This window comes from Microbacterium sp. Y355 (assembly GCF_059445345.1).
On the sequence record NZ_JCAIUD010000002.1, the window covers coordinates 211354 to 235667 of the forward strand.

General features: G+C 64.8%; 26 protein-coding genes. 13 read left to right on the plus strand and 13 right to left on the minus strand.

Annotation, left to right across the window (positions count from 1 at the left end):
* Positions 1–42: 42 nt before the first annotated feature.
* The 6 genes from AC1C2O_RS18045 to AC1C2O_RS18070 are packed head-to-tail and all read left to right on the plus strand — an operon-like array spanning position 43 to position 6120.
* A complete protein-coding gene (locus AC1C2O_RS18045; RefSeq protein WP_495431952.1) occupies positions 43–528 on the plus strand; it encodes a MaoC family dehydratase in 486 nt (161 codons plus the stop codon).
* Complete coding sequence (locus tag AC1C2O_RS18050; RefSeq protein WP_495431953.1) at positions 525–1457, plus strand: SDR family oxidoreductase; 933 nt, start codon at positions 525–527, stop codon at positions 1455–1457. Before AC1C2O_RS18045 ends, AC1C2O_RS18050 begins: the two co-directional genes overlap by 4 nt.
* Complete coding sequence (locus AC1C2O_RS18055) at positions 1454–3052, plus strand: AMP-binding protein (RefSeq protein ID WP_495431954.1); 1599 nt, start codon at positions 1454–1456, stop codon at positions 3050–3052. The genes AC1C2O_RS18050 and AC1C2O_RS18055 overlap by 4 nt, the downstream gene beginning before the upstream one ends.
* A complete protein-coding gene (locus tag AC1C2O_RS18060) occupies positions 3049–3927 on the plus strand; it encodes an amidohydrolase family protein (protein ID WP_495431955.1) in 879 nt (292 codons plus the stop codon). Before AC1C2O_RS18055 ends, AC1C2O_RS18060 begins: the two co-directional genes overlap by 4 nt.
* Positions 3927–5108: an acyl-CoA dehydrogenase family protein gene (locus AC1C2O_RS18065; protein WP_495431956.1), complete on the plus strand. Its 1182-nt coding sequence runs from the start codon at positions 3927–3929 to the stop codon at positions 5106–5108. The genes AC1C2O_RS18060 and AC1C2O_RS18065 overlap by 1 nt, the downstream gene beginning before the upstream one ends.
* A 31-nt stretch (positions 5109–5139) precedes the next feature.
* Positions 5140–6120, plus strand: a complete 981-nt coding sequence (locus AC1C2O_RS18070) for an aldo/keto reductase (RefSeq protein ID WP_495431957.1) — start codon at positions 5140–5142, stop codon at positions 6118–6120.
* 6 nt (positions 6121–6126) lie between these two features.
* Here the strand turns inward: AC1C2O_RS18070 and AC1C2O_RS18075 are convergent, their stop codons facing one another.
* Positions 6127–6924 (minus strand): IclR family transcriptional regulator, encoded by a 798-nt coding sequence (locus AC1C2O_RS18075; protein WP_495431958.1) that lies wholly within the window; start codon positions 6922–6924, stop codon positions 6127–6129.
* 301 nt (positions 6925–7225) lie between these two features.
* Positions 7226–8149, minus strand: coding sequence for an NADP-dependent oxidoreductase (locus tag AC1C2O_RS18080; RefSeq protein ID WP_495431959.1), 924 nt, complete (start codon positions 8147–8149; stop codon positions 7226–7228).
* A gap of 76 nt (positions 8150–8225) precedes the next feature.
* Here AC1C2O_RS18080 and AC1C2O_RS18085 point away from each other — a divergent pair, with 76 nt between their 5' ends.
* Positions 8226–8807: a TetR/AcrR family transcriptional regulator gene (locus tag AC1C2O_RS18085; protein WP_495431960.1), complete on the plus strand. Its 582-nt coding sequence runs from the start codon at positions 8226–8228 to the stop codon at positions 8805–8807.
* A gap of 51 nt (positions 8808–8858) precedes the next feature.
* Here AC1C2O_RS18085 and AC1C2O_RS18090 read toward each other — a convergent pair whose 3' ends face one another.
* The gene (locus tag AC1C2O_RS18090; protein ID WP_495431961.1) at positions 8859–9812 is read right to left on the minus strand and encodes a GlxA family transcriptional regulator; all 954 of its coding nucleotides are present in this window, start codon (positions 9810–9812) and stop codon (positions 8859–8861) included.
* A 116-nt stretch (positions 9813–9928) separates the two neighbouring features.
* Between AC1C2O_RS18090 and AC1C2O_RS18095 the strand changes: the two genes are divergently transcribed.
* From AC1C2O_RS18095 to AC1C2O_RS18105, 3 genes are all read left to right on the plus strand, one after another.
* Positions 9929–10567 (plus strand): HD domain-containing protein, encoded by a 639-nt coding sequence (locus AC1C2O_RS18095; protein ID WP_495431962.1) that lies wholly within the window; start codon positions 9929–9931, stop codon positions 10565–10567.
* 97 nt (positions 10568–10664) lie between these two features.
* Positions 10665–10874, plus strand: a complete 210-nt coding sequence (locus AC1C2O_RS18100) for a hypothetical protein (RefSeq protein ID WP_495431963.1) — start codon at positions 10665–10667, stop codon at positions 10872–10874.
* Positions 10875–11011: 137 nt separating this feature from the next.
* Positions 11012–13357 (plus strand): glycoside hydrolase family 3 protein, encoded by a 2346-nt coding sequence (locus tag AC1C2O_RS18105; RefSeq protein WP_495431964.1) that lies wholly within the window; start codon positions 11012–11014, stop codon positions 13355–13357.
* Positions 13358–13414: 57 nt separating this feature from the next.
* On the opposite strand, the gene AC1C2O_RS18110 is transcribed toward AC1C2O_RS18105, so the two are convergent.
* Positions 13415–14017, minus strand: coding sequence for a GNAT family N-acetyltransferase (locus tag AC1C2O_RS18110; RefSeq protein ID WP_495431965.1), 603 nt, complete (start codon positions 14015–14017; stop codon positions 13415–13417).
* Between the two features lie 33 nt (positions 14018–14050).
* Between AC1C2O_RS18110 and AC1C2O_RS18115 the strand changes: the two genes are divergently transcribed.
* On the plus strand, positions 14051–14980 hold the full coding sequence (locus AC1C2O_RS18115) for an aldo/keto reductase (RefSeq protein ID WP_495431966.1): 930 nt from the start codon (positions 14051–14053) through the stop codon (positions 14978–14980).
* Positions 14981–15017: 37 nt separating this feature from the next.
* A complete protein-coding gene (locus AC1C2O_RS18120; RefSeq protein ID WP_495431967.1) occupies positions 15018–15401 on the plus strand; it encodes a PLD nuclease N-terminal domain-containing protein in 384 nt (127 codons plus the stop codon).
* Here the strand turns inward: AC1C2O_RS18120 and AC1C2O_RS18125 are convergent.
* Complete coding sequence (locus AC1C2O_RS18125) at positions 15387–16367, minus strand: epimerase (protein ID WP_495431968.1); 981 nt, start codon at positions 16365–16367, stop codon at positions 15387–15389. The two genes, AC1C2O_RS18120 and AC1C2O_RS18125, sit on opposite strands and share 15 nt — an antisense overlap.
* The gene (locus tag AC1C2O_RS18130) at positions 16364–16984 is read right to left on the minus strand and encodes a DUF4166 domain-containing protein (protein WP_495431969.1); all 621 of its coding nucleotides are present in this window, start codon (positions 16982–16984) and stop codon (positions 16364–16366) included. Before AC1C2O_RS18130 ends, AC1C2O_RS18125 begins: the two co-directional genes overlap by 4 nt.
* A gap of 67 nt (positions 16985–17051) precedes the next feature.
* On the opposite strand from AC1C2O_RS18130, the gene AC1C2O_RS18135 reads away from it, so the two are divergent.
* Positions 17052–18092 (plus strand): Gfo/Idh/MocA family protein, encoded by a 1041-nt coding sequence (locus tag AC1C2O_RS18135; protein ID WP_495431970.1) that lies wholly within the window; start codon positions 17052–17054, stop codon positions 18090–18092.
* 29 nt (positions 18093–18121) lie between these two features.
* On the opposite strand, the gene AC1C2O_RS18140 is transcribed toward AC1C2O_RS18135, so the two are convergent.
* From AC1C2O_RS18140 to AC1C2O_RS18170, 7 genes are all read right to left on the minus strand, one after another.
* Complete coding sequence (locus AC1C2O_RS18140; RefSeq protein ID WP_495431971.1) at positions 18122–18598, minus strand: heme-degrading domain-containing protein; 477 nt, start codon at positions 18596–18598, stop codon at positions 18122–18124.
* 12 nt (positions 18599–18610) lie between these two features.
* Positions 18611–19591 (minus strand): NYN domain-containing protein, encoded by a 981-nt coding sequence (locus tag AC1C2O_RS18145; protein ID WP_495431972.1) that lies wholly within the window; start codon positions 19589–19591, stop codon positions 18611–18613.
* Positions 19584–20585: a Gfo/Idh/MocA family protein gene (locus tag AC1C2O_RS18150; RefSeq protein WP_495431973.1), complete on the minus strand. Its 1002-nt coding sequence runs from the start codon at positions 20583–20585 to the stop codon at positions 19584–19586. Before AC1C2O_RS18150 ends, AC1C2O_RS18145 begins: the two co-directional genes overlap by 8 nt.
* Before the next feature lie 58 nt (positions 20586–20643).
* Entirely contained in the window at positions 20644–21588 is a 945-nt protein-coding gene (locus tag AC1C2O_RS18155) for a quinone oxidoreductase family protein (RefSeq protein ID WP_495431974.1), read from the minus strand.
* 70 nt (positions 21589–21658) lie between these two features.
* Positions 21659–22486 carry a MetQ/NlpA family ABC transporter substrate-binding protein gene (locus tag AC1C2O_RS18160; protein ID WP_495431975.1) on the minus strand — a complete coding sequence of 276 codons (828 nt, stop codon included), beginning with the start codon at positions 22484–22486 and terminating at the stop codon, positions 21659–21661.
* Between the two features lie 71 nt (positions 22487–22557).
* Positions 22558–23301, minus strand: coding sequence for a methionine ABC transporter permease (locus tag AC1C2O_RS18165; protein ID WP_495431976.1), 744 nt, complete (start codon positions 23299–23301; stop codon positions 22558–22560).
* Complete coding sequence (locus tag AC1C2O_RS18170) at positions 23298–24275, minus strand: methionine ABC transporter ATP-binding protein (protein WP_495431977.1); 978 nt, start codon at positions 24273–24275, stop codon at positions 23298–23300. The genes AC1C2O_RS18165 and AC1C2O_RS18170 overlap by 4 nt, the downstream gene beginning before the upstream one ends.
* Positions 24276–24314 lie beyond the last annotated feature (39 nt).

The window sequence follows — 24314 nt, forward strand, 5'->3', positions numbered from 1 at the left end:
CGGCAGGATGGTCGGAGCACCCCCTCAGGCAAGGAAGCCCGCATGACAGATATCTCCTCAACGCCCGCAGAGACGACGCGCGTGTTCACCACGATCGACGAGGTCGGCGGCATCGCCGGCCGCGAATTCGGCCCCTCGACTTGGCGCGCTATCCCGCAAGAGGACATCGACCTCTATGCGCAGCTCTCCGGCGACGACAATCCCATCCACGTCGATGCTGAAGTCGCCGCGAAATCGCAGTTCGGTGGGCGCATCGCTCACGGCATGCTGACCCTAACGATGGTGGTGCCGCACCTGCGTGAGATATACCGAGTCTCGGGCACGACAACGGGAATCGTTTACGGTTTCAACAAAATCCGGTTCCCAACCGCGGTGCCGTCGGGGGCGAGCATCCGGGTGCGTGGCACCGTCGCGCAGGCCGAAGAAGTACCGGGTGGCTGGCAGGTGACTCTCGCCCTCACCTTCGAGGTCGAGGGCGCGACGAAGCCGGCTGTAGCTGCCGAGCTCGTCCTGAGGCACTACCGGTGAGCCGCGTGAACGCCGCCGACGTCCGGCTCGACGGCCGTGTTGCGATCGTGACCGGTGCGGGCCGAAGCCTGGGGCGTGCCTACGCGATTGCTCTCGCCGATGCAGGTGCCGGCGTCGTCGTCAACGACGTCGACGTGACCTCGGCGGCCGATACCGTCGCCGAGATCAAGAAGCGCGGCGGTGCGGCGATCGCATCAATCGGCCCCGTCGGGCCGGCCGAGACCGCTGAGCAACTGGTCGAAGACGCCGTCACTGCGTTCGGCCGGCTCGATGTGCTCGTAGCCAACGCGGGCGTGCTGCGCGACCGCGTGTTGTGGAAGATGTCCGACGACGACTTCGACGCGGTGATCGCAACCCACCTGCGCGGAACATTTACCACGGGCCGTGCCGCCGCCATCCGGATGCGTGAGCAAGGCGAGGGTGGGCGTCTGATCGTGATCGGCTCGCCCGCCGGCCAACTCGGATCATTCGGGCAAACCAATTACGCGGCCGCCAAGTCGGGTCTGGTAGCGATGGCACGAACATGGTCGCTCGAGCTTGCTCGCGCCGACATTACCGCCAACGCCGTCATCCCGATCGCTATGTCGGCGATGACCGGAACGATCCCCGCGTATTCCGAGCTTTACGAGCGCTATCTCGCGGGTGAGCCGATTCCGCGAGAAATTCGACGCGAAAGGGGTCTGGGCAGCCCCGAGGATGTTGCGCCGCTCATTGTCTGGCTCGCGTCGGACAAATCGCAGTCGGTCTCCGGTCAGGCGATCGGCATCGGTGGGGACAGAATTTCGCTGTACTCGCACCCCACGGTCCTCGACGTCGACTATTCCGACGACGGGTGGAGCGCCTCCGGGATCGACGCCGCTTGGCACGAGCGCTTCGCCGCGCAGGCGCAGGCATCCGGTCCGCCCTCCCGTGCGGAGGAGGGCCAGTGACACGCATCCACTACTCGGACCTCTGGCAGGGCATCGCACGCGAGCTGCCCGAGCGCACGGCGATCATCACGCGCGACAGCGAGATGACGTGGTCGCAGTTCAGCGCCGAATCCGGCGCTCTCGCCCGCTACTTCATCGAGGAGTGCGGGTTGCAGACAGGCGACGCTGCGGCGACCCTCCTCTACAATCGCCCGGAATACCTGACGTTCACCTGGGCGTGCCTCGCGACCGGTGTCGCCCCCGTTGCGCTCAACTACCGGTACACAGCGAGCGAGGTGCGTGCCCTCCTCGTCGACTCCGACTCGAAGGTGCTCGTCGCCCCGGCATCGTTCGCCGCGATCGCGACCGAGGCCACTGTCGGGCTCAACATTCCGATCATCATCGTCGACGACGATGACGCGATCCCTGGCGCCGTGCGCTACGACGACATCGTTGCTGCCGGAGGCTCGATGCCCGCCCAGGCTCCCACGGGCGCCGACCTGCGGCTGTACACCGGTGGCACGACGGGGGCGCCGAAAGCTGTGGTGTGGGATCTCGACACGCTGCTGGAAGCGCGACGCCAATCCACCTGGGCGGTGACCGGCATCGAGCCCCCGAGGACTCTCGAACGTGCTATCGCGATCGCCGTTGACCCCGCGACCCCGAAGGTTGTGACGTTGCCGATGAGTCCGATGCTGCATGGCACGGCGCAGTCGATGACGATGGGTACCCTCGCTCTGGGCGGCACCGTCGTGCTGCACGCCCGCCCGAGCATGGACATCGGCGAGGCGTACCGCCTGCTGAGCGAGCACCGCGCGACGCGGCTCATCGTCGCGGGCGACGCGCTCGCGCTGCCCCTGGCGGAAATGGCAGAACTGAACGGCGGACTCCCGCACGTTAGGTGGATCTTCTCGTCGGGCATGCGGTTCAGTGACGACGTGAAGCACCGGCTGCATTCTTTGGGTGACCTCGAGATCATCGACTTGCTCGCCTCGAGCGAGGGCGGCCCGTATGCGTTCGGCATCACGAAGGGCATCGAGGACCTACCAGCTCGGCTCGTGCTCACACCCGGTACAGTGCTGCTCGACGAGCAGTACAACGAAATTCCGCTCAAGGCTGGAGCCCTCGGCATCCTCGGCTTCCGGGGAGTGCTGCCGAAAGGGTATTACGGCGACCCGGTCAAGACCGCAAAGACGTTCCTGCAGATCCGCGGACACCGCTACGTCGTTCCCGGAGACTGGGCACGCTCGAATGGTGACGGCACGATCGACCTTCTCGGTCGTCTCTCCGCCGTCGTCAACACGGGTGGCGAGAAGGTGTTCCCCGCCGAGGTCGAGCAGGTGCTGCTCGATCATCCGAGTGTCGGCGACGCGATCGTTTTCGGGCTCCCGCATCCGCGTTTCGGTGAAGCTGTGAGCGCCATGGTCTCACCCGTCGAGGGAGTCGAGATCGAGCCCGCCGACCTGCTCGACTACGTCGCCGAGCGTCTCGCCGGGTTCAAGAAGCCGCGGCATCTGTTCGTGCGTGTGAGCCTTGACCGATCGCTCACCGGAAAAATCGAACTCGCCCGAGTGAAGGAGGACGCGATGCGCGAACTTGAGGAGGCCGGCGCATGAGCCCGATCCCCGGATTCGACCCCGATAAGCTGACCGCGATCGACGTGCACGTGCACGTGTCCATCGACTCAACTGGCCGCACGGCATCGCCACCCGCGCTCACCGAGGCGCTCGCAAAATATTTCAAGAGCACTGAGAAGCCGCGCGATGTCGATGCGACCGCAGCCTACTACCGAGAGCGGCAGATGGGGGCGGTGGTGTTCACGGTCGATGCCACGACGAACCTGGGTCATGCCCCGAACAGTGTCGACGAGATCGTGGAGGGCGCGGCTCGAAACTCCGACGTGCTTATCCCGTTCGGTAGCGTCGACCCGCTGCAGGGCGAAGCCGCCGTCGAGGAGGCACGCCGTCAGGCGGAGATTGGAGTGCGGGGTTTCAAGTTCCATCCGACGGTGCAGGCGTTCGATCCCTCCGACCCCGCATACACGCCGCTATTCAGCGCGATCGAAGAGTTGGGACTGCCGATCATCGTGCACACAGGGCAGACCGGTGCCGGTGCTCAGCTGGCGGGCGGGTGGGGCTTCCGGCTCAGCCTGTCGAACCCGATGTTGCTCGACGACCTCGCGGCGCGGCATCCCGAGATGCAAATTGTCATGGCGCACCCGAGCGTTCCGTGGCAGGACGAGCAGCTCTCCGTGGCGACTCACAAGGGCAACGTGTGGATCGAACTCTCGGGTTGGTCAGCGAAGTACTTCGCGCCATCCCTCGTGCGCGCCGCGCGCACGTATCTCAACGGGAAGACTCTGTTCGGCTCGGACCTCCCGGCGCTGACGCCCGATCGCTGGCTGAATGACTTCGCGAAGCTTGAGTTCCCGGACGCGGCGGTCCAAGCGATCGTTAAGGACAACGCCGTCCGCCTACTCGGACTGACCTGATGTCCGTCGCTCCGCCGACCGATCTGCTCGGTTACATCGACGAACTGCTGACGCTGCCCGAACGCGCAAAGCTGCAGGCATTGCGCGATCTGCTGGAGGAGCGCGCGCGTCCGCATCTTGCTGACTGGTGGGAAGCGGGCGATTCCCCCGCTCACCTGCGTGGCGAGCTTGCCGCTTTGCGCCTCGAGGACGACCCCGATCTGCTCGACGCCGATGGTCGTTTGAACCCCGCCTACGTGGGTTTCAAGCACTTCGAGTTCCAGCGCTTCGACGCGTCGATCGCGACGCTCTACGGGGGTCAGGTCGGCATGTTCCGCACCGTCGTGCGCGAGGGCGGATCACCGGAGCAGGTAGCACGACTTGATCCGCGCATCCCGTCGTTCGAACTCACGGGATGCTTCGCTCTCACCGAACCCGACCACGGATCGGATGTCGCAAATGGCATGGAGACGACGGCGACACGCGATGGCGACACCTGGCACCTCACCGGACGCAAGCGATGGATCGGCAACGCAGCCCTCTCCGATCTTCTGTTGGTCGTGGCGAAGGACGCCGCCGACGGCGCCGCGAAGGCCTTCCTCGTGCCGCGGGAATCTCCCGGAGTGACCGTCACCGACATCCGTGGCAAGATCGCGCTGCGCATGGTGCGAAGCGGCGACATTACTCTCGACGACGTGCAGGTACCCGAGTCGGAGCGATTGCAGCGCATCAATTCGTTTCGCGATGTCTCCGCGATCCTCGCCCAACTGCGGTACGTCATCGGCTGGAACGCGGCAGGTATGCAGATCGGCGCCTACGAGGCCGCCCTTCGCTATGCCCTCGCTCGGCATCAGTTCGGACGACCGATTGCAGGCTTCCAGCTCATCCAAGAGAAGCTCACGCGCATGTTGGGCAACGCAACCTCAACTCTCGCGTTCGCGGTGCGACTGACCGACCTGAAGACGCGCGGCGAACTCACCGAACCGGTTGCCGCTCTGGCGAAGACCTGGGCGGCCGATCGAGTGCGCGAGACGGTCGCACTCGGCCGAGAGATCGCAGGTGCCGAGGGTATCCGCGTCGACCACGACCTCGCCCGGTACTTCACCGATGCCGAAGCGGTATACACCTACGAGGGCACGCACGAAATGAACTCGCTCATCGTCGGCCGTGCGATCACCGGTCTATCAGCGTTCACACGCTGATCAGCCCTCGGTCCTGCCTGAGGAGGCTGCCATGAAATACACCCGACTCGGTGCGAGTGGCCTGACCATCTCGCGCCTCGTGCTGGGCTGCATGAGCTACGGCGAACCAGGGCGTGGCGGCCACGGCTGGTCGCTCGCCGAAGAGCAATCACGTTCGTTCTTTCGTGCGGCCGTTGAGGCGGGGATCACGACGTTCGACACCGCGAACGTTTACTCGCTTGGCTCGAGCGAAGAGATAACCGGACGGATGCTGCGCGAGTTCACGACGCGCGACCAGGTTGTGATCGCAACGAAGCTCGCGATGCCGATGGGCTCGGGCCCCAGCGATCGTGGTCTTTCGCGCGGAGCGATCATGACGCAGATCGACGCATCGTTGGAGCGTCTGGGCACCGACTACATCGACCTATACCAGGTCCACCGGTTCGACGGCCGCACTCCGATTGACGAGACGATGGAGGCGCTCCACGATGTCGTGCGGGCGGGCAAGGTGCGCTACCTGGGTGCGTCATCGATGTGGACGTGGCAGTTCGCCCAGATGCAACACACTGCCAGGCAACACGGATGGACCCCATTCGTTTCGATGCAGGACCAATACAACCTGATCATGCGCGAGGAGGAGCGCGAGATGCATCCGTTCTGTGCTGCGACCGGCGTCGGAGTACTCAGTTACAGCCCTCTCGCGCGGGGCCGGCTCTCGCGTGCTTACGGGGTAACGGGTGATCGGTTTGAGCTGGACGAGACAGGCGCGAAGCTCTATCTCCAGGATGAGGCATCCGATCGCGCGATTACCGACGCCGTCAGGGCCATCGCCGAGGCGCGCGGGATCCCCCGCGCGCAGGCAGCCCTCGCGTGGCAACTCACGAAGCCGACCGTTTCGGCGCCGATCGTCGGAGCGACGAAACCGAACCATCTCTCCGATGCTGTGGCCGCGCTCGATATCGCACTCACTCCTGACGAAGTCGCGAGTCTCGAGGCACCGTACACACCAAGGAGGGCCGAGGGTTTCGTCTAGCCATGCTCAGTCGGCGAGGTCACCAAAGCCAGCAGCGGCGAGCGAGCGCGAGATCGACGTCGCTGTCAGGCGGATCAGGTGCACCATGCCGCGGTGGTCGCCCGTGTTCACGGGGTACGAGAGTGAGACGGCAGCGATTACCGAACCGTCAACTCCGCGGACCGGGGCAGACACAGCGACGTTCTCGAGGTCGACTTGCCGATCGCTCACCGCATAGCCGGTGCGCTGGATGTCGGTGAGCACCCGCTCGAGCGTAGTGCGGTCGGTATATGTGTACGGAGTGTACGCGGGCAGGTCGCCCGCGAGCACCTCCTCCTGGATGTGCCGGGGCGCGTAGGCGAGCAGAACCTGCCCGATCGCGGTGATGTGCAGCTGGTAGCGGTCGCCGACGACGGGTCGACGCGGGGTCGTGCGCGGGTTATGGAAGCGCTCGATCGAGACCAGCTCGGTGCCTTCCCGGATGGCGAGGTGCGTGGCGAATCCTGTCGTCTCGTAGAGGTCGAGCAGGTATGGGCGCGCATACCGCTGCAGGCCAACTGAGCGCGGTGCACGTGATGCGACTTCCCACAGTCGCAGGCCGACCCGGTAGCGGCTGTCCCCATCACGTTCGAGCGCACCCCACTCGGTGAGGCGCTGCACGATGCGATAGCACGTGGCAATGGGCAGCCCGCTGTTGCGGCTGATGTCAGACAGCGCCTGACGGGCACGATGACCCTGGAAAGTGCCGAGGATCGAGAGTGCTCGATCCACAACCGAGCGAGACCCGGCTTCGGGGTCGAGGGCCTTCACTGGCGCCATTGTCATGACCTCAGGCTACTCCAATTGTACGCTTTGGCGTCTGTTAGTACGCTGAGCGTTCAATTGTCGTACATTCTCCCGAGCGGGGCCGTCGTGCCGATCGTGCTGGCGTTCTTCATCCGCAAGCCGGTTAAGAATGGCGAGGCTCCCGCCTCCGACCTTTGACGACATCCCTTGAAGAACATCAGCCCACCGCAGTCCTTGCCGGACTGTGGTGGGCTGGTGCTGGACACCGATAGTCGCCGACGCGCTCGATTGCTTCTCGACGCCAGATGCAGTTCTCTGCTGCGGGTCGCTTGGCGCCGCCTCACATGCGGACGGTGATCTTGCCGTGGATATTCCTGCTCGACTGCAGCGCGACGGCCTCTTGGATCTCGTCAAGCTCGAAGATGCGGGAGATCGGCACCGTCAGCTCACCCGCGACGATCGCGTCGGTGATGTGTTCAAGCGCGCCGCCGGGGGCGTTGAATGCGCCTGTGGTGTGCACGCCGTCCGGGGCCTCGCCGCCGGCTGCGACGGTCGATATCCTCGATGCAGGAACGCCGAGGGCGAGCGCGACTTCGGCGACCTCGGTGCCGAACAGGTCTGCAGCTGCGGTGATGCCGCTCGGGGCGAGCAGACGAACCCGCTCCTCGAGCCCTACCCCGTAGGCGATGGGCTCGATGCCGAGCTCCTCAAGAAACCCGAATGTGCCGGTCGAGCACGTCCCGATGACGCGGGCGCCCGCGAGCCTCGCGAGTTGCCCCGCGAAGATTCCCACGCCGCCGGCGGCGCCGCCGATCAGCACCGTGTCGCCCCCGGCGACGCCAGCCGCATCGATCGCGGCCGAAGCCGTCATACCCGCGACGGCGAGTGTGCTCGCCGTCGCATCGCTGATCCCCTCCGGAGTATGGCGTAAGACGTCGGCGCCCACCGGATCGATGACGATGTGGTCTGCGGCGGCCCGGCCGATGGCGGATCCGTACACGCGGTCGCCCACGACGAAGCCGGTGATACCGTCCCCGACTTCATCAATGACGCCCGCGAAGTCGGTTGCGAAGCGCGCGGGGAGCGATATCCCGAACATCGCCGCTGTTTCGGGCGATGACGAGAACAACCAGTCCATCGGATTCAGACCCACGAACGTGGTGCGCACGCGCACCTCACCCGGGCCTGAGTGTGGCTCGGTAACTTCCTGGATCTCAAGGACCTCGGGGCCCCCGAAGGCGTTGTAGATGACGGCTCTGCTCATGTTGTCTCCAAATCAGTGACGGGACTTAGTCTCATCACTCTACATTCGATGAGACCAAGTCCCGTACACTGGAGGGATGTCACGATGGGAACCCGACGCACCGCAGCGTCTCGCTCAAGCCGCCATCGAGCTGTTCGCCGAGCACGGCTACGACGAGACGAGCGTGATCGACATTGTCCGGCGGGCGGGGCTCGCGAAGAGCACGTTCTTCCGGCATTTTGCGAGCAAGCGCGAGGTGCTGTTCGGCGAGGAAACGATGTCAAAGGCGCTCATCGAGACGATCACCTCTGCCTCCGCGGGTACACGGCCCTTCGATGTCATCGCGCAGGTGATCCGAGTCCTCGATGAGTCTGTGTTCTCATCGGACTATCGCGACGTCGCGGTCCGCAGACGCGCGGTCATCGAAGCGCACCCCGACCTCCGTGAGCGGGAGGCGCTGAAGTCGGCGCACCTAGCCGAAGGCGCTGCTCGCGCATTCGAACTGCATTGCGAATCCAGCGCTGGCACGCGACTTGCAGCACAGCTGTGTCTGTTTGTCATCGCTGAGACTTACGCGCGTTGGGCTGTAGATGGCAGTGCCGTCAGCCTCGGGGAAAGTTTCGTGGCGATAGGGGATCGTGTCCTCGATGACGTGCGAGAAAGAGTTCTCGCCCTGTAGCTGCTTTAGTGCCATTGCCACAAGTAGCCAGGATAAGGCTGAGGACTTCCGTCAGTCGCCGACGCCCTGGAAGTGTTGCTTGTACAGGTTCGGCGGTATCCCAAGCCTGCTCGTGAACGCGCGCCGCATGGTCTCCGCGTTCGAAAATCCGGCGCGTCGGGCCGTGGTGGCGACAGACTCCCCGCGGAGCAGCATGGACTTCGCGGTCTCCACGCGCACATGCTGAACGAACTTGACCGGTGTCATGCCGATCTCGGCGACGAATATCCTGGTGAGATGTCGAGGGCTGACGCCTGCGATCGCGGCGAGGTCCGTCATCTCGTGCGACTCGGCTGGCGAGGCCATGACCTTCTCGGCGACCAGCCTCACGCCCGCCTGCGCTCCGCGAGAGATGTCGAGCAGTGAGGAGAACTGCGACTGACCTCCCGGGCGCTGCACGTAGACGACGAGCTGCTGGGCAACGGCTCTGGCGAGTTCAGGACCGTGATCCGCTTCGATCAGGGTGAGCGCGAGGTCGATGCCCGCCGACACACCAGCCGACGTATGGAATCTTCCGTCGTGCACGAATAGGGCGTCCGGGATGACGTCGACTTTCGGGTGGATCCGGGCGAGCAGTGCCGCATGGGCCCAGTGGGTAGTCGCCCGTCGTCCATCCAAGGCTCCTACCTGGGCCAAGAGCAGAGCGCCCGTGCACACGGATGCGACCCGCTCGGCGACTTCGACGAGGTGCGCGGTGGCCTCCAGGAGTTCAAGCGGGATTGGTTCGACGGGCAGCGCATCGCCTCCGACGACCACAACCGTATCGGCCCGAATTACTTGGCTCGCAGCGACGGTGTTGATCGAAGCCCCGATCGATGTGGGGATCGATCCACCGGTGGGGGAGCAGTATTCCAGCTCATATTCGGCGCCCAGCCGCGTCGCTTCTGCGAAGACCTCCGCCGGCCCGGCGACGTCGAGATGCTTGGCGCCGGGGTAGACGAGGAAGGCGACGGTGTGATCAGCCATCCCACCAGTATGTCCAAAGATCAGGGAAAGTTGTCAATTCTGACACTCACGAACCGAGCTGTCGGCGACGATGCTTGTCTTACCCCGCGTCGAGCGGGACCGAGTTGGAGGAAGACATGACCGAGACGATCGCGGGGATCACCATCCCCGACACTGAGCTTGTCCGCGACATCACCGAGTACATCCGTGAGCGCGAAGACGATCTGCTCTATCACCACTCCCGCCGCGTGTACGTGTTCGGGGCGCTCATGGGGCAACGCCGGGGCGTCGACGTCGACCTCGAACTGCTCTACGCCGGAGCGATGTTCCATGACCTCGGGTTGACGAGCGCATTCCACGACTCGCTCCTCCGATTCGAGGTCGACGGTGCCAACGCCGCTCGTGACTTCCTCGCCTCGCGCGGTGTGGACGACGAGCGCACGGCAGCCGTGTGGACCGGAATCGCGCTGCACACGACGCCTGGCGTTCCCGAGTTCATGGCTCCGGAAGTCGCGCTTGTCACGGCCGGAGTCGAGACAGACGTCCTGGGCATCTGGTACCAAGACCTCACCGCCGACGAGATCGAAGCCGTGACCACGATCCACCCGAGAGTGGATTTCAAGAATCAGATCCTCAACGCCTTTGCGGAAGGTAACCGTCGGCGTCCGGATAGCACCTTCGGCAATGTGAACGCAGACGTGCTCGCGCACTACATGCCGGGGTATGTGAGGGGCGACTTCGTGGAAGTCATCCGCTCGAACTCGTGGCCAGAGTGATTCGCGCGGGGCGGATGCTCCGGCATCCGCCTGTTTCGTCATTCCAGAGCACCCACCCGGGTATCCTGGACAGAGCATTCACTATAGGAGGCACCCCGTGATTCTCAGCTTCATCATCTTCCTGGTCCTGTTCCTCGGCGGGATCGTGCTGATGGGCATCTCGCACGGTCTGCCAGACTTCCAGGCGATCGTCTTCTGCGCGGGCGTGCTCGCCTTCAGCCTTTCGATGGCGTGGATCATGCGCGAGGGCAAGAGCGGCGCGACGCGTCGTTCGAACAACTGGGATGGTGGCCCCGCCGCCAACTGAGGTGGCAACAGGGGTCGTCCTGTTGACCCCACGCGTGCAACTGGCGGCAATCGCTAGCCGCAACTGAACAGCCCCGGCAGGCTGAGTGCTCTCGGAACCCAATTCCGAGAGCCCCCTGTTCGAAGGAGAACTGTTCCATGCACGCATTTTCACGTGGCACCCGGCGGCGAGGACTCATTTCGCTCGTCCTTGCCGTACCCCTGACCCTGGGAGTCGGCATCGGTGGAGTCGCCGCCGCACCGCAGCCCGTCGCCACCGGCAATGAGGGCAATCATGGCAAGCCGCCGGTGCTGGAGTCCAGAGACAAGGACACCATCAAGGTCAAGGGCCGATACTTCAAGGACCTCAACGCAAACGGTGCGCTGGACGTTTACGAGGACTGGCGAAAGCCCGTCGACGATCGTGTGGCCGATCTCATCGGCCAGATGACGCTTGAGGAGAAGGCCGGCCTCATGCTGATCGACACGCTCAACGCGTCATGTGACGTCGCAACCGGTGAGTTCGGCACTGTGCCCGCGCTCGCGGCCGACTACATCGGCGAGCAGCAGATGCACCGTTTCATCTTCCGCAACGTGGTGGATGCCGGTGACCGGGCGGAATGCGCCCCTGCGGGTGGCGGATTCTCCACCAACGTCACCGTGACGCCTGCCGAAGCCGCAGAGTTCATGAACGCGATCCAGGAGCAGAGCGAAGCGACTCGTCTCGGCATCCCCGTGCTGTACAAATCCAACGCACGCAACCACATCGATCCGCAAGCAAGAGCGGGCATCAACGAGTCGGCCGGCGCCTTCTCGCCGTTCCCGAAGGAGGCGGGCATCGCCGCGGCGGCGCTCGGCGAACAGGCTCTGCAGACCGGCGAGGCGACCGACGGAGAAATGTCCGTCGTCGATGAGTTCGCCACCGTGATGGGGGACGAATGGTCATCGATCGGCCTGCGTGGCATGTACGGCTACATGGCAGATCTCTCCACCGAACCGCGCTGGTACCGCACGCACGAAACATTCACCGAGGATGCTGATCTCGGCGCGAACATCGCCAGGCAGCTCGTCGAGTCGCTTCAGGGCGAGGTTGGCAAGGATGGCAACTCGCTGAGCGCGGACAGCAACGTCGCTCTGACCATGAAGCACTTCCCGGGCGGTGGCCCGCAGGAACTGGGTCTTGACCCGCACTACTCCTTCGGCAAGGCGCAGGTCTATCCCGGTAATGCATTCGGCTACCACCTCAAGCCGTTCGAAGCCGCCATTGAGGCGGGCGTCTCCTCGATCATGCCGTACTACGGCGTGCCCGTCGACGTCACCTACGAAGGTGTGGACTACGACGAGGTCGGCATGGCGTTCTCCGATCAGATCGTCAACGGCCTGCTGCGTGACCAGATGGGGTTCGACGGATACGTGAACTCCGACACCGGCATCATCAATGATCGTGCGTGGGGGCTGGAAGAGGCCACCGTGCCTGAGCGCGTCGCAGCGGCGATCAACGGCGGAACCGACACCCTGTCCGGATTCCACGACGTGTCGACGATCACTGATCTGGTGGATACCGGTCTGGTCAGCGAAGAGCGTGTGACGCTTGCCGCTGAGCGCATGCTGGCGCCGATGTTCGAGATGGGATTGTTCGAGAACCCATATGTCGACCCGGCTCTCGCGGATGCCACGGTGGGCAGTGAAGAGCACCAGGCGAGCGCTCTGGACCTGCAGCGCAAGTCCACCGTGCTCCTGCAGAACGAGGAGAACGATGGCGAGTCGCTCCTTCCGTTCAAGGGCGGCGAGACGGTCTACGTACTCGGCAACATCGACGCTGTGGAGGTCGAGGCGGCCGGCTTCGAGGTCATCGACGGCAACGACTCGGCAGAGCAGCGTACTGCTGCCGACGCCGACGTCGCGCTCATCTCGATGACGGCGCGCAACATCAACACTGGCGCCTACGCCAGCAACGACCCGGCAACGGGCCTCAACAGCGACCACATCAACCCGAGTGTGATCGACGGTGTCACTGGACTCGACGGGCAGAGTTCTTATGGCGCGGCTGACGCGTGCGTCGTCACCGGTACCGGCTCCTGCACGGACTCCGGTCTGCGTTTCGGCGGTTCGCTGCCTTGGGAGTCGAGCATCCTCGACTTCACCGGCATTGCGCAGTCCGAGTCGTGGGAGGTCACCCCGGCGCTCGACTCGGTGCAGCAGGTGATGGCCGAGGTTGGTGCCGAGAACACCGTTCTGGACATCTACTTCCGTCAGCCGTTCGTGCTCGACGAGGAGAGCGGCCTGCGCGATGCTGGTGCGATCCTCGCCAACTTCGGCAACACCACGGCGGCATTGATGGACGTCGTCTCCGGCGAGTTCAACCCGCAGGGGCGCTTGCCGTTCGCCCTGGCAGGCACGCGTGAGGCTGTTATCGAGCAGAACAGCGACACTCCTGGCTATGACGAGACCGAAGACGGGGCGCTTTTCGCCTACGGGTTCGGCCTCAGCTACGAACAGGACTGACGCTCAGCACGCGAAGCGCCGTCGGGGTGTCAACCCCGGCGGCGCTTCTTCCGTGAATCAGCGCCGCTTCGCCAATCGTGCTTCCAAGGTCGCCCTCACGGCCGGCCACTCTGGCTCGATGATGGAGAACTCCACGCTGTCGCGAAGCGCACCGTTGCGGTAGCGGGAGATGGCCCGCATCACGCCGTCCTGCTTCGCCCCGAGGCGCTCGATCGCCGCACGGGACTGGAAGTTCACCCACTGGGTTGTCAGCCCCACCCGGTACACCCCGAGCGTTTCGAACGCATGCCGCAGGAGCAGCAGCTTGGACTCCGCGTTCGTTCCCGTGCCGTGGGCGGACAGGCGGTTCCAGGTGTAGCCGATGTGCAGACGCGGCACGTCAGCGACCAGGTCGTAGAAGGTCGTCTGCCCGATCACACGTCCGGCGGCATCGAATGCGGTGAACGGCACCATCTCACCCTTCTCGCTGAGTGCGAGGCGACGCTCGATCTCGGCGGCGACTCCATCAGGTGCCGGCACGGATGTGTACCAGGCTGTCTCCTGTAGGTTGCCCTCCTGCACGGCCTCGACGAGGCCGTCGTGGTGGGTCCGGTCAAGGGGTCGCAGCTCGACCAGGTTGCCGGTGAGGGTGACAGGGGCGGGGGAGAGGAGGAAGGCCATGAATCCATTCAACACCGGGGTATCGTTGCGAGCATGAAGACAGTGCCGTTCGCCTCTGCCACCGCCCCCGCCGTCGTCGCCGGAATGATGCGCATCATCGACAAGGATGACGCGCAGATCCGGGACCTCTACGAATCCGCGCGCGGAGCGGGGATCGATTTCTTCGATCACGCCGACATCTATGGTGGTCGGATGCATGCCTGCGAAGAGCGTTTCGCACAGGCTCTCGAACTGTCGGATGCCGAACGATCCGAGATCCGCCTGCAGACCAAATGCGGGATCGTTCCCGCTGACGGCTCCTTCGACTTCTCTTACGAGCACATCATCGGTCAGGTCGACGGGTCGTTGCGCGCGCTGCGGACCGACTACATCGACGTGCTCCTACTGCACCGTCCGGATGCCCTTGTCGAACCGTCAGAGGTCGCTCGTGCGTTCGACGAGCTCGAGGCCTCAGGCAAGGTGCGCGCCTTCGGCGTCTCCAACCACACCCCGCGCCAGATCGACCTATTGCGCACCGCCGTGCGGCAGCCGCTCGTGGCCAACCAACTCCAGCTCTCGCTCACCCAGGCGCCGATCATCGCCCAGGGGATCGCCGCAAACAGGATCGGCACCGATCAAGCGATCAGCCGAGATGGTGGTGGCATCCTGGAGTACTGCCGCATCAACGAGATCACGATCCAAGCGTGGTCGCCGATGCAAGCGGCATCGGGAGCGGGCAGCTTTGTCGGCAATCCCGAGTACCCCGAGCTGAACACGGTGCTTGAGCGACTGGCGGCCGAGCACGGCGTCACCGCCACCGGCATAGCCGTCGCCTGGATCACCCGTCACCCCGCACAGATGCAGGTCGTGATGGGCACAACCACTCCCGAGCGACTCGTCGCCGCAGCGGAGGGTTCAGATGTCGTGCTGAGCCGCACAGAGTGGTACGAGCTGTTCCGCGCGGCCGGCCACCTCGTACCCTGATCCGGCACGAGACTCATCCGTCGTCTACCCTGAAGTCATGCCGTTCCTGACGATTCTTGTCGTCGCGCTGATGATTGTCGCGCTGATCGATGTCATCACGCGCGACAACGCCCAGGTGAAGCATCTGCCGAAGATGATGTGGATCATCCTCGTCATCTTCCTGCCACTGATCGGCAGCATCCTCTGGTTCGCACTCGGTCGCGAGTACGCCGGGGGCGGTATTTCGATGCCGAGGATGACACGTCGAGCGGCCCGCGCGAAGACGCAGGCTCCTTCGGCGCAACATTGGGCGCCGCCCTCGGAGACTCGCACAACCGAACAGCAGATCGCAGACCTCGACCGTGAGATCGAAGAGTGGCGTATTCGTCAGGAGATCGAGAAGCGCAATCAGAACCCCGCGACGGGCTCAGACGCCGAGTGAGTGCGCTGCCGGCCGGTCGAATGACTCTCTGACTGCCGGTTCCAGCGTCGGGTACTTGAACTCGAATCCTGCAGCTGTTAGCTTCTCCGGCACCACCCACCGGCTCTTGAGAATCAACTCGGTTTCAGTGCGGATGCCGATGGCGCCGAGTTCCAGCATCCATCGTGGCATGGGCGGGCCGAACTTCACTCCCAGCACCCGGCGCACGGTCGCCATGAAGATCTTGTTGTCGACCGGGTAGGGGGCGGCGGCGTTCACGGGGCCGTCCAGCTCTGGATGCTGCTCGACGAAGTCGATGATGCGTGCCACGTCGTCGATGTGCACCCAGCTGAAGCGCTGCCCGCCACGTTTCGCGCCGGGGAAATGCCCGGTGCCGGCGTCGCGCCTGGTCTTGGATACCGGCCACCAGCCGTCGTGCTGCGCTCCGCCGAGTCCGATCCCTGCCAGGTTCTTCAGCGGTCCGAGCACACCGCCGTGGCCCAGGACTATCGTGCTGCGCAGCGCCACTCGGCGCGTGTGAGGCAACTCCTCGGCGAACAGCGACTTTTCCCACGCCTTCGCGACCTCGACGGAAAAGCCGGTGCCGATATCGCCCGCCGACTCTGTCATCGGTCGGTCCTCGGCATGACGGTAGATCGTCGCGGTAGACGAGTTCACCCACAGCGCGGGTGGATTCGCTGCTGTCGCGATCGCGGTGCTGAGGGATGCCGTGGTGTCGAGACGAGAGCGGAAGATCTCAGCCCGGTTCTCGGGAGTGTAGCGGCAGTTCACGCTCTTGCCGGCGAGGCCGATCACGAGGGCGGCGCCGTTGACTGCCTGGTCGATGCCTGCCTGGTCGCCCCAGCTCAGGTCGGCACCCGATCGGGAGATTGTGACGACCTCGCGGCCCTCGGATCGATACTTCTTCTGGAGGTGCTGTCCCACGAACCCGGACGATCCGCCAATTACGATGCGGTCTGAACTCACAGCGACTCCTTCTCGATGCGATAGCGGAAATCGCCGACGTACTCGTAGACCCGGCCGAGAAGTGGAACGTCGATCGTGACCGCCACACGCTGACGCTCGGTCACATCGTCGAAGCTCTCCGTGAGTCTCACGACGGGGGAGAAGATGCGAGGAAGGCGCACTTTGGCCTTCCCGATGCGGATCCCGACCGCGTGACTGATCATCGTCAGTGCGCCGTCGCGCACCTCAGTCTCGAAGCTCGCCGCCACGATTCCGGGTTCACCGAGTTCATCGACGAGCCTGCCGTTCGCCCGCAGGGCCACCGCATCACGCATTGTCCACGATTGGCCTGGAAGCAGAAACTCCCGCTCGCTGACCGCGCGGCCGTCGACAAGCCTGTTGGTGACACGGAACGGGACGCTCAGCTGCCAGCCGGCGTAGACCACGCCGCGGTCATGGAGCGGGCGCAATAGCGTCCAGAGCCATCGCCGAGGAGTGCCGACCCTGCTGAAGACGCCCTCGCCGACACCGATGTGCCCCTCGGGAAGAGACGAGAAGTACTGCTGCAGAGTGGGGTGCAGCTCACGCATCCGATCACCCAGCGCGCGCGCATACGGCGACTGCGAGATGTGGGTCATGCTCCGAGCCTAGAGTGGGAATGCCTCGGGGAGTGAACCCCACATCATCTCAAGAAAGAGACCGCTCGTGAGCGAACGCAACCCGATGTCCGTACCGCTGCCTCGAGTGACCCCACTGCGCGGCGGTCCAGTGCTGCGCTGGGGAGTTCTTGGCCCTGGGGGGATCGCCGAAGATTGGGTGAGTGCGGTCCATCGGCACACAGATCAGCGCGTTCACGCGGTCGCCTCGCGGTCGCAGGAACGGTCGGATGCGTTCGGGCAGCGCCACGGCATCCCGCGTCGTTATGAGGGCTATCAAGGTCTTCTTGACGATCAGGAAGTCGATGTCGTGTACATCTCAGTGCCGCACGCGCAGCATCATCCGTTGGCTCTCGCAGCGATCGCCGCGGGCAAGCACGTGCTGGTCGAGAAGCCCATTGCCCTCACCGCGGTGCAGGCAGCGGAGATCGCCGAGGCGGCCAAGGCTGCTGGCGTCTTCGCGATGGAGGCGATGTGGTCGCGCTACCTTCCGCAGTCTGACGTTCTTGCTCAGCTTCTTGAGCGCGGCGCACTTGGCGACGTTCGGTTGGTCACCGCGCACCTCGGCTGGCAGTGGGCGTACGACCCGAATCATCCCAATTTCGACCCGGCGGTCGGCGGCGGAGTGATGATCGATGCCGGCGTCTACAGCCTGTGGTTCGCACACTCTGTGCTCGGTGTTCCCACCCGCATTGACGCGTCGGGACTCCTTGCCCCGACCGGTGCCGAGACCGAAGCGCTGATCTTGTTGGAGAACGATCGCGGTGCGCGCGGCATGGTGAGTGCGTCGGCGACGGTGACGACGCCGGGGCTCGCTGCCGTATATGGGACTGCCGGCTCGGTGAACTACGAGACGAGCTTCGTGTTTCCGGCGCGGCTGCGCTTCACGCTGAACGGCGAGGAGCATGTCTGGGAGGACGAGAGCGGACTCGTAGGGAGGGACGGACTTGCCTGGCAGGCCGCCGCGCTCGCGTCATACGTCGCCGAGGGGCGCACGCAATCCCCGTTGCATTCGCTCGATGACTCGGTTGCTGTCCTGCGCAGCATCGACGAAGTACGTCGCCAGATCGGCAGTCTCCCCGCTGACTAGGCGGTGATTCACTGCCAGGGCGGGCATCCTCACAACCCGAGGTGATGCTCCAAAGCCTCGACGACGAGTGCGTGATCGTCCGCCTGGGCGAGGCCCGACACCGTTATGCTGCCGACCACTCCGGTGCCGGCGACGATGGCGGGAAACGAGCCGCCGTGGGCGGCATACAGTGCGCCATCGTTCCATGGCTGCGCCAGGAAGTCGGTGCCTGACCGTTTGTGCGAGAGGCCGACGAGGTAGGAGCTTTGTCCAAAGCGCTGCACGGTGCGCGCCTTGCGCTGCGCCCACAGGTCATTGTCGAGTGAGGTTCCTGGCAGGGCCGCGTGGAACAGCACCTGCTCGCCGCGAACGATGCGGATGGTGATCGCCAGCGTGCGCTCGTGCGCCCAATCGACGAGCGTAGTGCCGATGGCCCAGGCACCCTCAAAGGAGAAATGTGGCAGCACGAGACGCTTCTCTTGCGCGTGGATCTGCGCGATCTGGTCGCTGAGCTCTTCAGTATTCATATGTTCCTCGTCTCAACCTTCGCGCAAGCGGACCAGCCGCTCGTGCCCGGTCTCTTCGAGTTCGGCGATTTTATCGCGCGACTTCAGGAAATCGGAGAACGAACGGTAGCCGAGTGCCTTCTCGCTGAACGACGGATCCATCCGGCGCATGTGCGTCTTCACGGCAGAGCTGTGCAACCACTCATCCGCGCCAGCCTTGTCATGGCCGAGGCGCAGGGCGCGCTCGAGCAGCAGGGTGGACTCTTCCTGCTCGGTGAGCTGAGGAGTCTCTACCTCGGGCTCGGCAGGCTTGGCCACTTTCTTCGCGCGCGTTCGCGTCGACTTGGGCTTCACCGGGGCTTCGGGCTCAGCATCCGCTGTCGGCTGCGGTGCAACAGGCTCGGCAGCCTGTGGCGCAGCAGGCGGAGCAGTCTGCTTGGGAGCCGGACGCACGACACCAGGCAGGGAGTCGTATGACTCGAACTCGTCGCACGCTGCGGCCAGCGACTTCGCGGTGGAGTTGGCCACACCGACGCCGATCACATAGCGTCCGAGACGCTTGCAGCGCTGTGCGAGCGGCACGTAGTCGCTGTCGCCACCGACGATCACAACGTGGGTGAGATCGGGGAGGCGGAACATGTCTTCGACGGCATCCACAGCGAGGCGGATGTCGGCACCGTTCTTCGCGTAGGCGGCGGCCGGGAAGAGCTGCACGAGATCGACCGCACGCGCGACGAGCTGCGAGCGATACTCGGCGTTCACCGGCGACGACCAGTCGGCGTACGCGCGGGTGAGGACCAACGTGCCGAAGGAAGCGGCGTAGTCGATGATCGCGCCGACCTCAATCATCGCGCTCTTCAGTCGCTCGGCGACCTCTGGGTCGTGCGGATTCTCGGCTATGCGCTGCCGATCTTTACCGTACGAATTTCGACCGTGAACGCGGTCGTACCAGGAGATGACGATGTTGTCGAAGTCCAAGTAGACGGCGACGCGGGTGTCCTGTGAGTCAGCCAATTGCGCTCTCCTCGTTCGGGTAACGGACGCCGATCTGGGCGCGGATTTCATCGAGCGTTCCCATGATTGCGACGCTCTCTGCGACGGGGAGCGGCAGCAGCGTACCCGCGGTATCCCCGGCGGCTACTGCGCCCTCTGCGGCGAATGCCTGGTACTGCATGCCACGGCCGTCAGCCTCGGAGGCGTAGCTTTCGATCACGGTGCCGTCAGGACCGACGACTCGGAACGATGTCGGCGTGTACCAGACCCGGTCGATCTCGATTCGCGCTTCGGTGCCGATGATCGCGGCGGTGTTGGGGCCCGAGGCCCGGGAAGAGGACAGGCTGGTCGAGACGGCGCCGCCCTCGTGCGTCATGATCGTGGCGACCTCGGAATCCGCGCCGGTCTCCATGAGGCGCGCGGTGGCCTGGATCGAAGTCGGTGCGCCCAGGATGTCCCAGATGAAGGAGATGGGGTAGATGCCGAGATCGAGCAGCGCACCGCCGCCGAGTGCAAGTGCGTTGAGACGGTGCTCGGGGTCAGCGGTGATCCGCTGCGTGTGGTCTGCGCTCATCGCGCGGACCTCGCCCAGGGTGCCCTCTGCGAGGATCTCCCGAATGCGCACCATGTGTGGCAGATAGCGGGTCCACATGGCCTCCATCGCCAGCAGACCGCGTTCGGTGGCGATGCGCTGCAGATCTTCGGCTTCGGCGCGATTGACCGTAAACGACTTCTCCACGAGGACGTGCTTGCCGTTTTCTAGGGCGAGCTTCGCACCTGCATGATGCATCGGGTGGGGGGTGGAGACGTAGATGATATCGACGTCGGGATCGGCAACGAGCGCCTCGTACGAGGCGTGTGCGCGAGGGATGTCGAATTTCGCCGCGAACGCATCGGCGGAGGCCCCCGAGCGGGATCCCACCGCGACAAGATCGAGCCCCGCGGTGCGCAGATCGGAGGCGAAGGAGGTGGCGATGCCACCAGTGGCGAGGATTCCCCAGCGAAGACCAGTCATGTTCTCAGCGTAGCGGCGCGTGCGCTCCCCGGTTTCGCCGAACCGTCAGCGTGGCGGATTACGGCACCAGTGTGATCTTGCCGCGGGCGGCATGCGTCTCGATCAGCTCGTGGGCCTGGGCGGCATCGGCGAGCGGCAGCTCTGGGCCGAGCTCAACCTGGAAGTCTCCTGTTGTGATGAGGCTGATCGCGATGCCACTGGCCTCGGCCCGCCAGGCGAGCTCCTGCGCAGTGAGCGGCTCAGGCGAGCCACCGCTGAAGGCGCGGATGCCGAAGCCCTCGGCATCCGGACCGCGCACGATCGTCGCGATGCGGCCCCGGTCGGCAACTAGCTCAAGCGAGGTCTCGATCGCCTCGTCGGTGCCGATGCAATCCAGTGCCACCGTGACGGCGCCGTCCGCTGCGGCGCGCACACGGTCGGCGAGGCCTTCACCGTAGGCGACGGGAATCGCACCCAGCTCGCGCAGCTGCTCGTGGCGGGCCGGGCTCCCGGTCGCGATCACCGTAGCGCCGGCAGCGACGGCGAACTGGATCGTAGCTTGCCCGACCGCGCCGGAACCCGCATGCACGAGCAGTGTGTCGCCCGCGGAGACGTCGAGCGATCGCACGCACTGGTATGCGGTGCCGATCGGGATCCCGAGAGCTGCGCCTTCGGCAGCGGTCACCGCGTCTGTCAATGGAGTGAGGTTCTTCGCCGCTATCGCGAGGTGCGTCGCATACGTGCCGTCGCCATCGCGGATCGCGACACGGTCACCGATGCTGAAGCCGGTCACGCCTTCGCCGAGCGAGTCGACGATGCCGGCACCGTCGAAACCGATACGACGCGGTTCGGTGATAGGCGGCATCGGACGCAGACCGCTGCGACGTTTCGCATCGAGCGGGTTGACGCCCGCCGCTTCGATCCGCACCACGACCTGGCCAGGGCCAGCCACTGGGTCGGGGACCTCCACGAGGTGGAGGACGTCGGGGGTGCCGAGTTCTGTGTAGACGATCGCGCGAGCCATGCCGCCAGGTTACCCGCAACGAGCGAAGCCCCCGCACCGGACGGTGCGAGGGCTTCACGAGGGTCGGTGCTCAGCTGACCGGAACGATCAGACCCTTCCACGTCTCCAGGATGTACTCCTGGGTGCGCTCGTCGTTCAACAGTTCGATGAGAGCCTCGATACGGGGGTCGTCCTTCAACTCTGGGCGAGTGGCGAGCACGTTGTAGTACTTGCTGTCGTTGCCCTCGAGAAGAATCGCCTGCTCGTCCGAGAGGCCGGCTGGGATCGCGAACGACGCCGTGACGAAGGCGGCGTCGTTGTCGGGCAGTGCGAGGGCGAGCGAGGCGTTCTCGATCTCGACGAACTTCAGGTCCTTGGGGTTCTCGCTGATCTCGCCGAGCGTGGTCGCGCCATCCTCGATTTCGATGATGCCCTCGGCCGCGAGCAACTCGAGCGCACGACCCTCGTTCGTGGGGTCGTTGGGGATCGCGACACTCGCGCCGTCCTTCAGCTCGTCGAGGCTGTCGATCTTGTCGCTGTAGTACGCGGCAGCGGGCAGGTAGACGTCGCCGAGCGAGATCAGATCGTCGCCGGACTGCTCGTTGAAGGTGTCGAGGAAGGTCGAGTTCTGGAACAGGTTGGCATCGACCGAACCATCAGACAGCGCCGGGTTCGGCGTGTTGTAGTCGGTGAACTCCTGCCACTCGATCGTGAGGCCCTTTTCCTCGGCGAGGTTCTCTGAGATCCACTTCAGCATGTCGCCGGCGGGCACGGGCAGTGCGCCGACCTTCAGCGTCCCGAGGCCTTCGGAGCCGTCGGCCGCAGGAGTGGGCTCAGAGCTGGCGCAGGCGGTGAGACCGAGCGCGAGGGCGCCGGTCGCGGCGATCGCGATGCCGCGCGTGAGAGAGGAGAAGGACATGGAGATGCTCCTAGTGATTGTCAGGGGTGAAGGGATGCTGAAGGGATGTTGTGATGCGGGATGCCGCGGGCTCAGGCCCCAACGGCGATGACGTCGGCGGAGTGCGATGCGCGGTTGGCGTGGTCGAGGCGGCGGGCAATCACGTTGCACGCCCACTGCACGAGCAGCACGATCACGAACAGCACGATCACGACGGCGACGATGTGCACCCAGCTGTAGCGCTGGAAGCCGTAGGTGAGCGCGACGTTTCCGAGCCCGCCACCGCCGACGACGCCGACCATGGCCGAGAAGTTGATGATCGAGGTGATCGTCGTCGCGATGCCGAGCACGAGCGCTGGCCCGGTCTCGGGAAGGATGACGCGCCGCACGAGCTGCCAACGCGTCGCGCCGAGCGAGTCGGATGCCTCCAACAGGCCCGAATCGACCTCCTTGACCGCGATCTCCACCACCCGGGCGAAGAACGGGATCGCAACGAGAGTGAGGGGGAAGATCGCCGGTCCTGTGCCGATGAACGAGCCGAGAAGCAGGCGCGTCAGCGGGATCAGGGCGATCATCAGCACGATGAACGGAACCGATCGGCCAAGGTTCACGATGAATCCGAGCAGACGGTTGATGAAGACGCCGGCCGCAGCGGAACCGAAGGGGGTCGAGAGGAAGCGACCCTTCTCGGTGCCGACGAGCACGATGCCGAGGGGGAGCCCGACGAGGATCGTGATGAGGATCGCGACGCTGGTCATCCAGAGCGTTTCGAGTGTGCCCTCGAGCATGACCTCGAACAGATCGGGCCAGAAGTCGGGGGATGTGTAATCGATCATGCTGCCTTCACCACTTCAAACGCGACGCTGTGCTCTGCGAGGAACGCCTGTGCACGAGCGAGGACTTCCGGATCCGCGGGGAAAGCGAGACGGGTGCGTCCCGCCTGAGCCCCGTTGATCGTTTCGATCGTGGCGCCGAGAATCGACACATCCAGATCGAGCGCGCGGGCGAGCATCGTGATGGTCGGCTTCTGCGCCTCTTCGCCGGCGAACGTGAGGTCGATGATCGCGGATGCCGGTATATCTGGCACGTCACCGAGAGGGAACAGATCGTGTGCGAGCCGGCTGCCCGGTGTGCGGATGAGCTCGGTCAGTGCACCCTGCTCGATGACCTTGCCGTGTTCGAGAAGAGCGGCGGCATCGCAGATCTGCTTCACGACGGCCATCTCGTGGGTGATGAGCATGATCGTGAGCCCGAGCTCCCCGGAGAGGCGGCGCAGCAGCGCCAGAATCTGTCGGGTGGTGTCAGGGTCGAGCGCGCTGGTGGCCTCATCGGAGAGCAGCACGCTCGGACGGGATGCGAGGGCGCGGGCAATACCGACGCGTTGACGCTGACCGCCGGAGAGCTGCGACGGATAGGCTCCGGCGCGTGCGGAAAGGCCCACCAGATCGAGCATCTCGAGCGCTTCCTTCGTGCGGTCGCCGCGACTGCGTCCGACGGCTTCGAGCGCGAACTCGACGTTTTGGGCGATCGTGCGGTTGCCGACCAGGTTGAAGTGCTGAAAGACCATGCCGATGCCGTGGCGCGCAGCCCGCAACTCATTGCCGGCCAGGTGCGAGATCTTCACACCGTCAACGACGACGCTGCCCGAATCCGGGCGCTCCAGCGCATTTACGGTGCGCAGCAGCGTCGACTTGCCTGCGCCGGACTGGCCGACGACGCCGAAAATCTGACCGCGCGGAATCTCGAGCGACACGTCGTCGAGTGCGAGGGTGCCGCCGAAGGACCGGCTGACGTGCTCAATGGTGATCATGGGAATGCCAAACGCCCCTTTCGGGGAGGAGAAATGAGG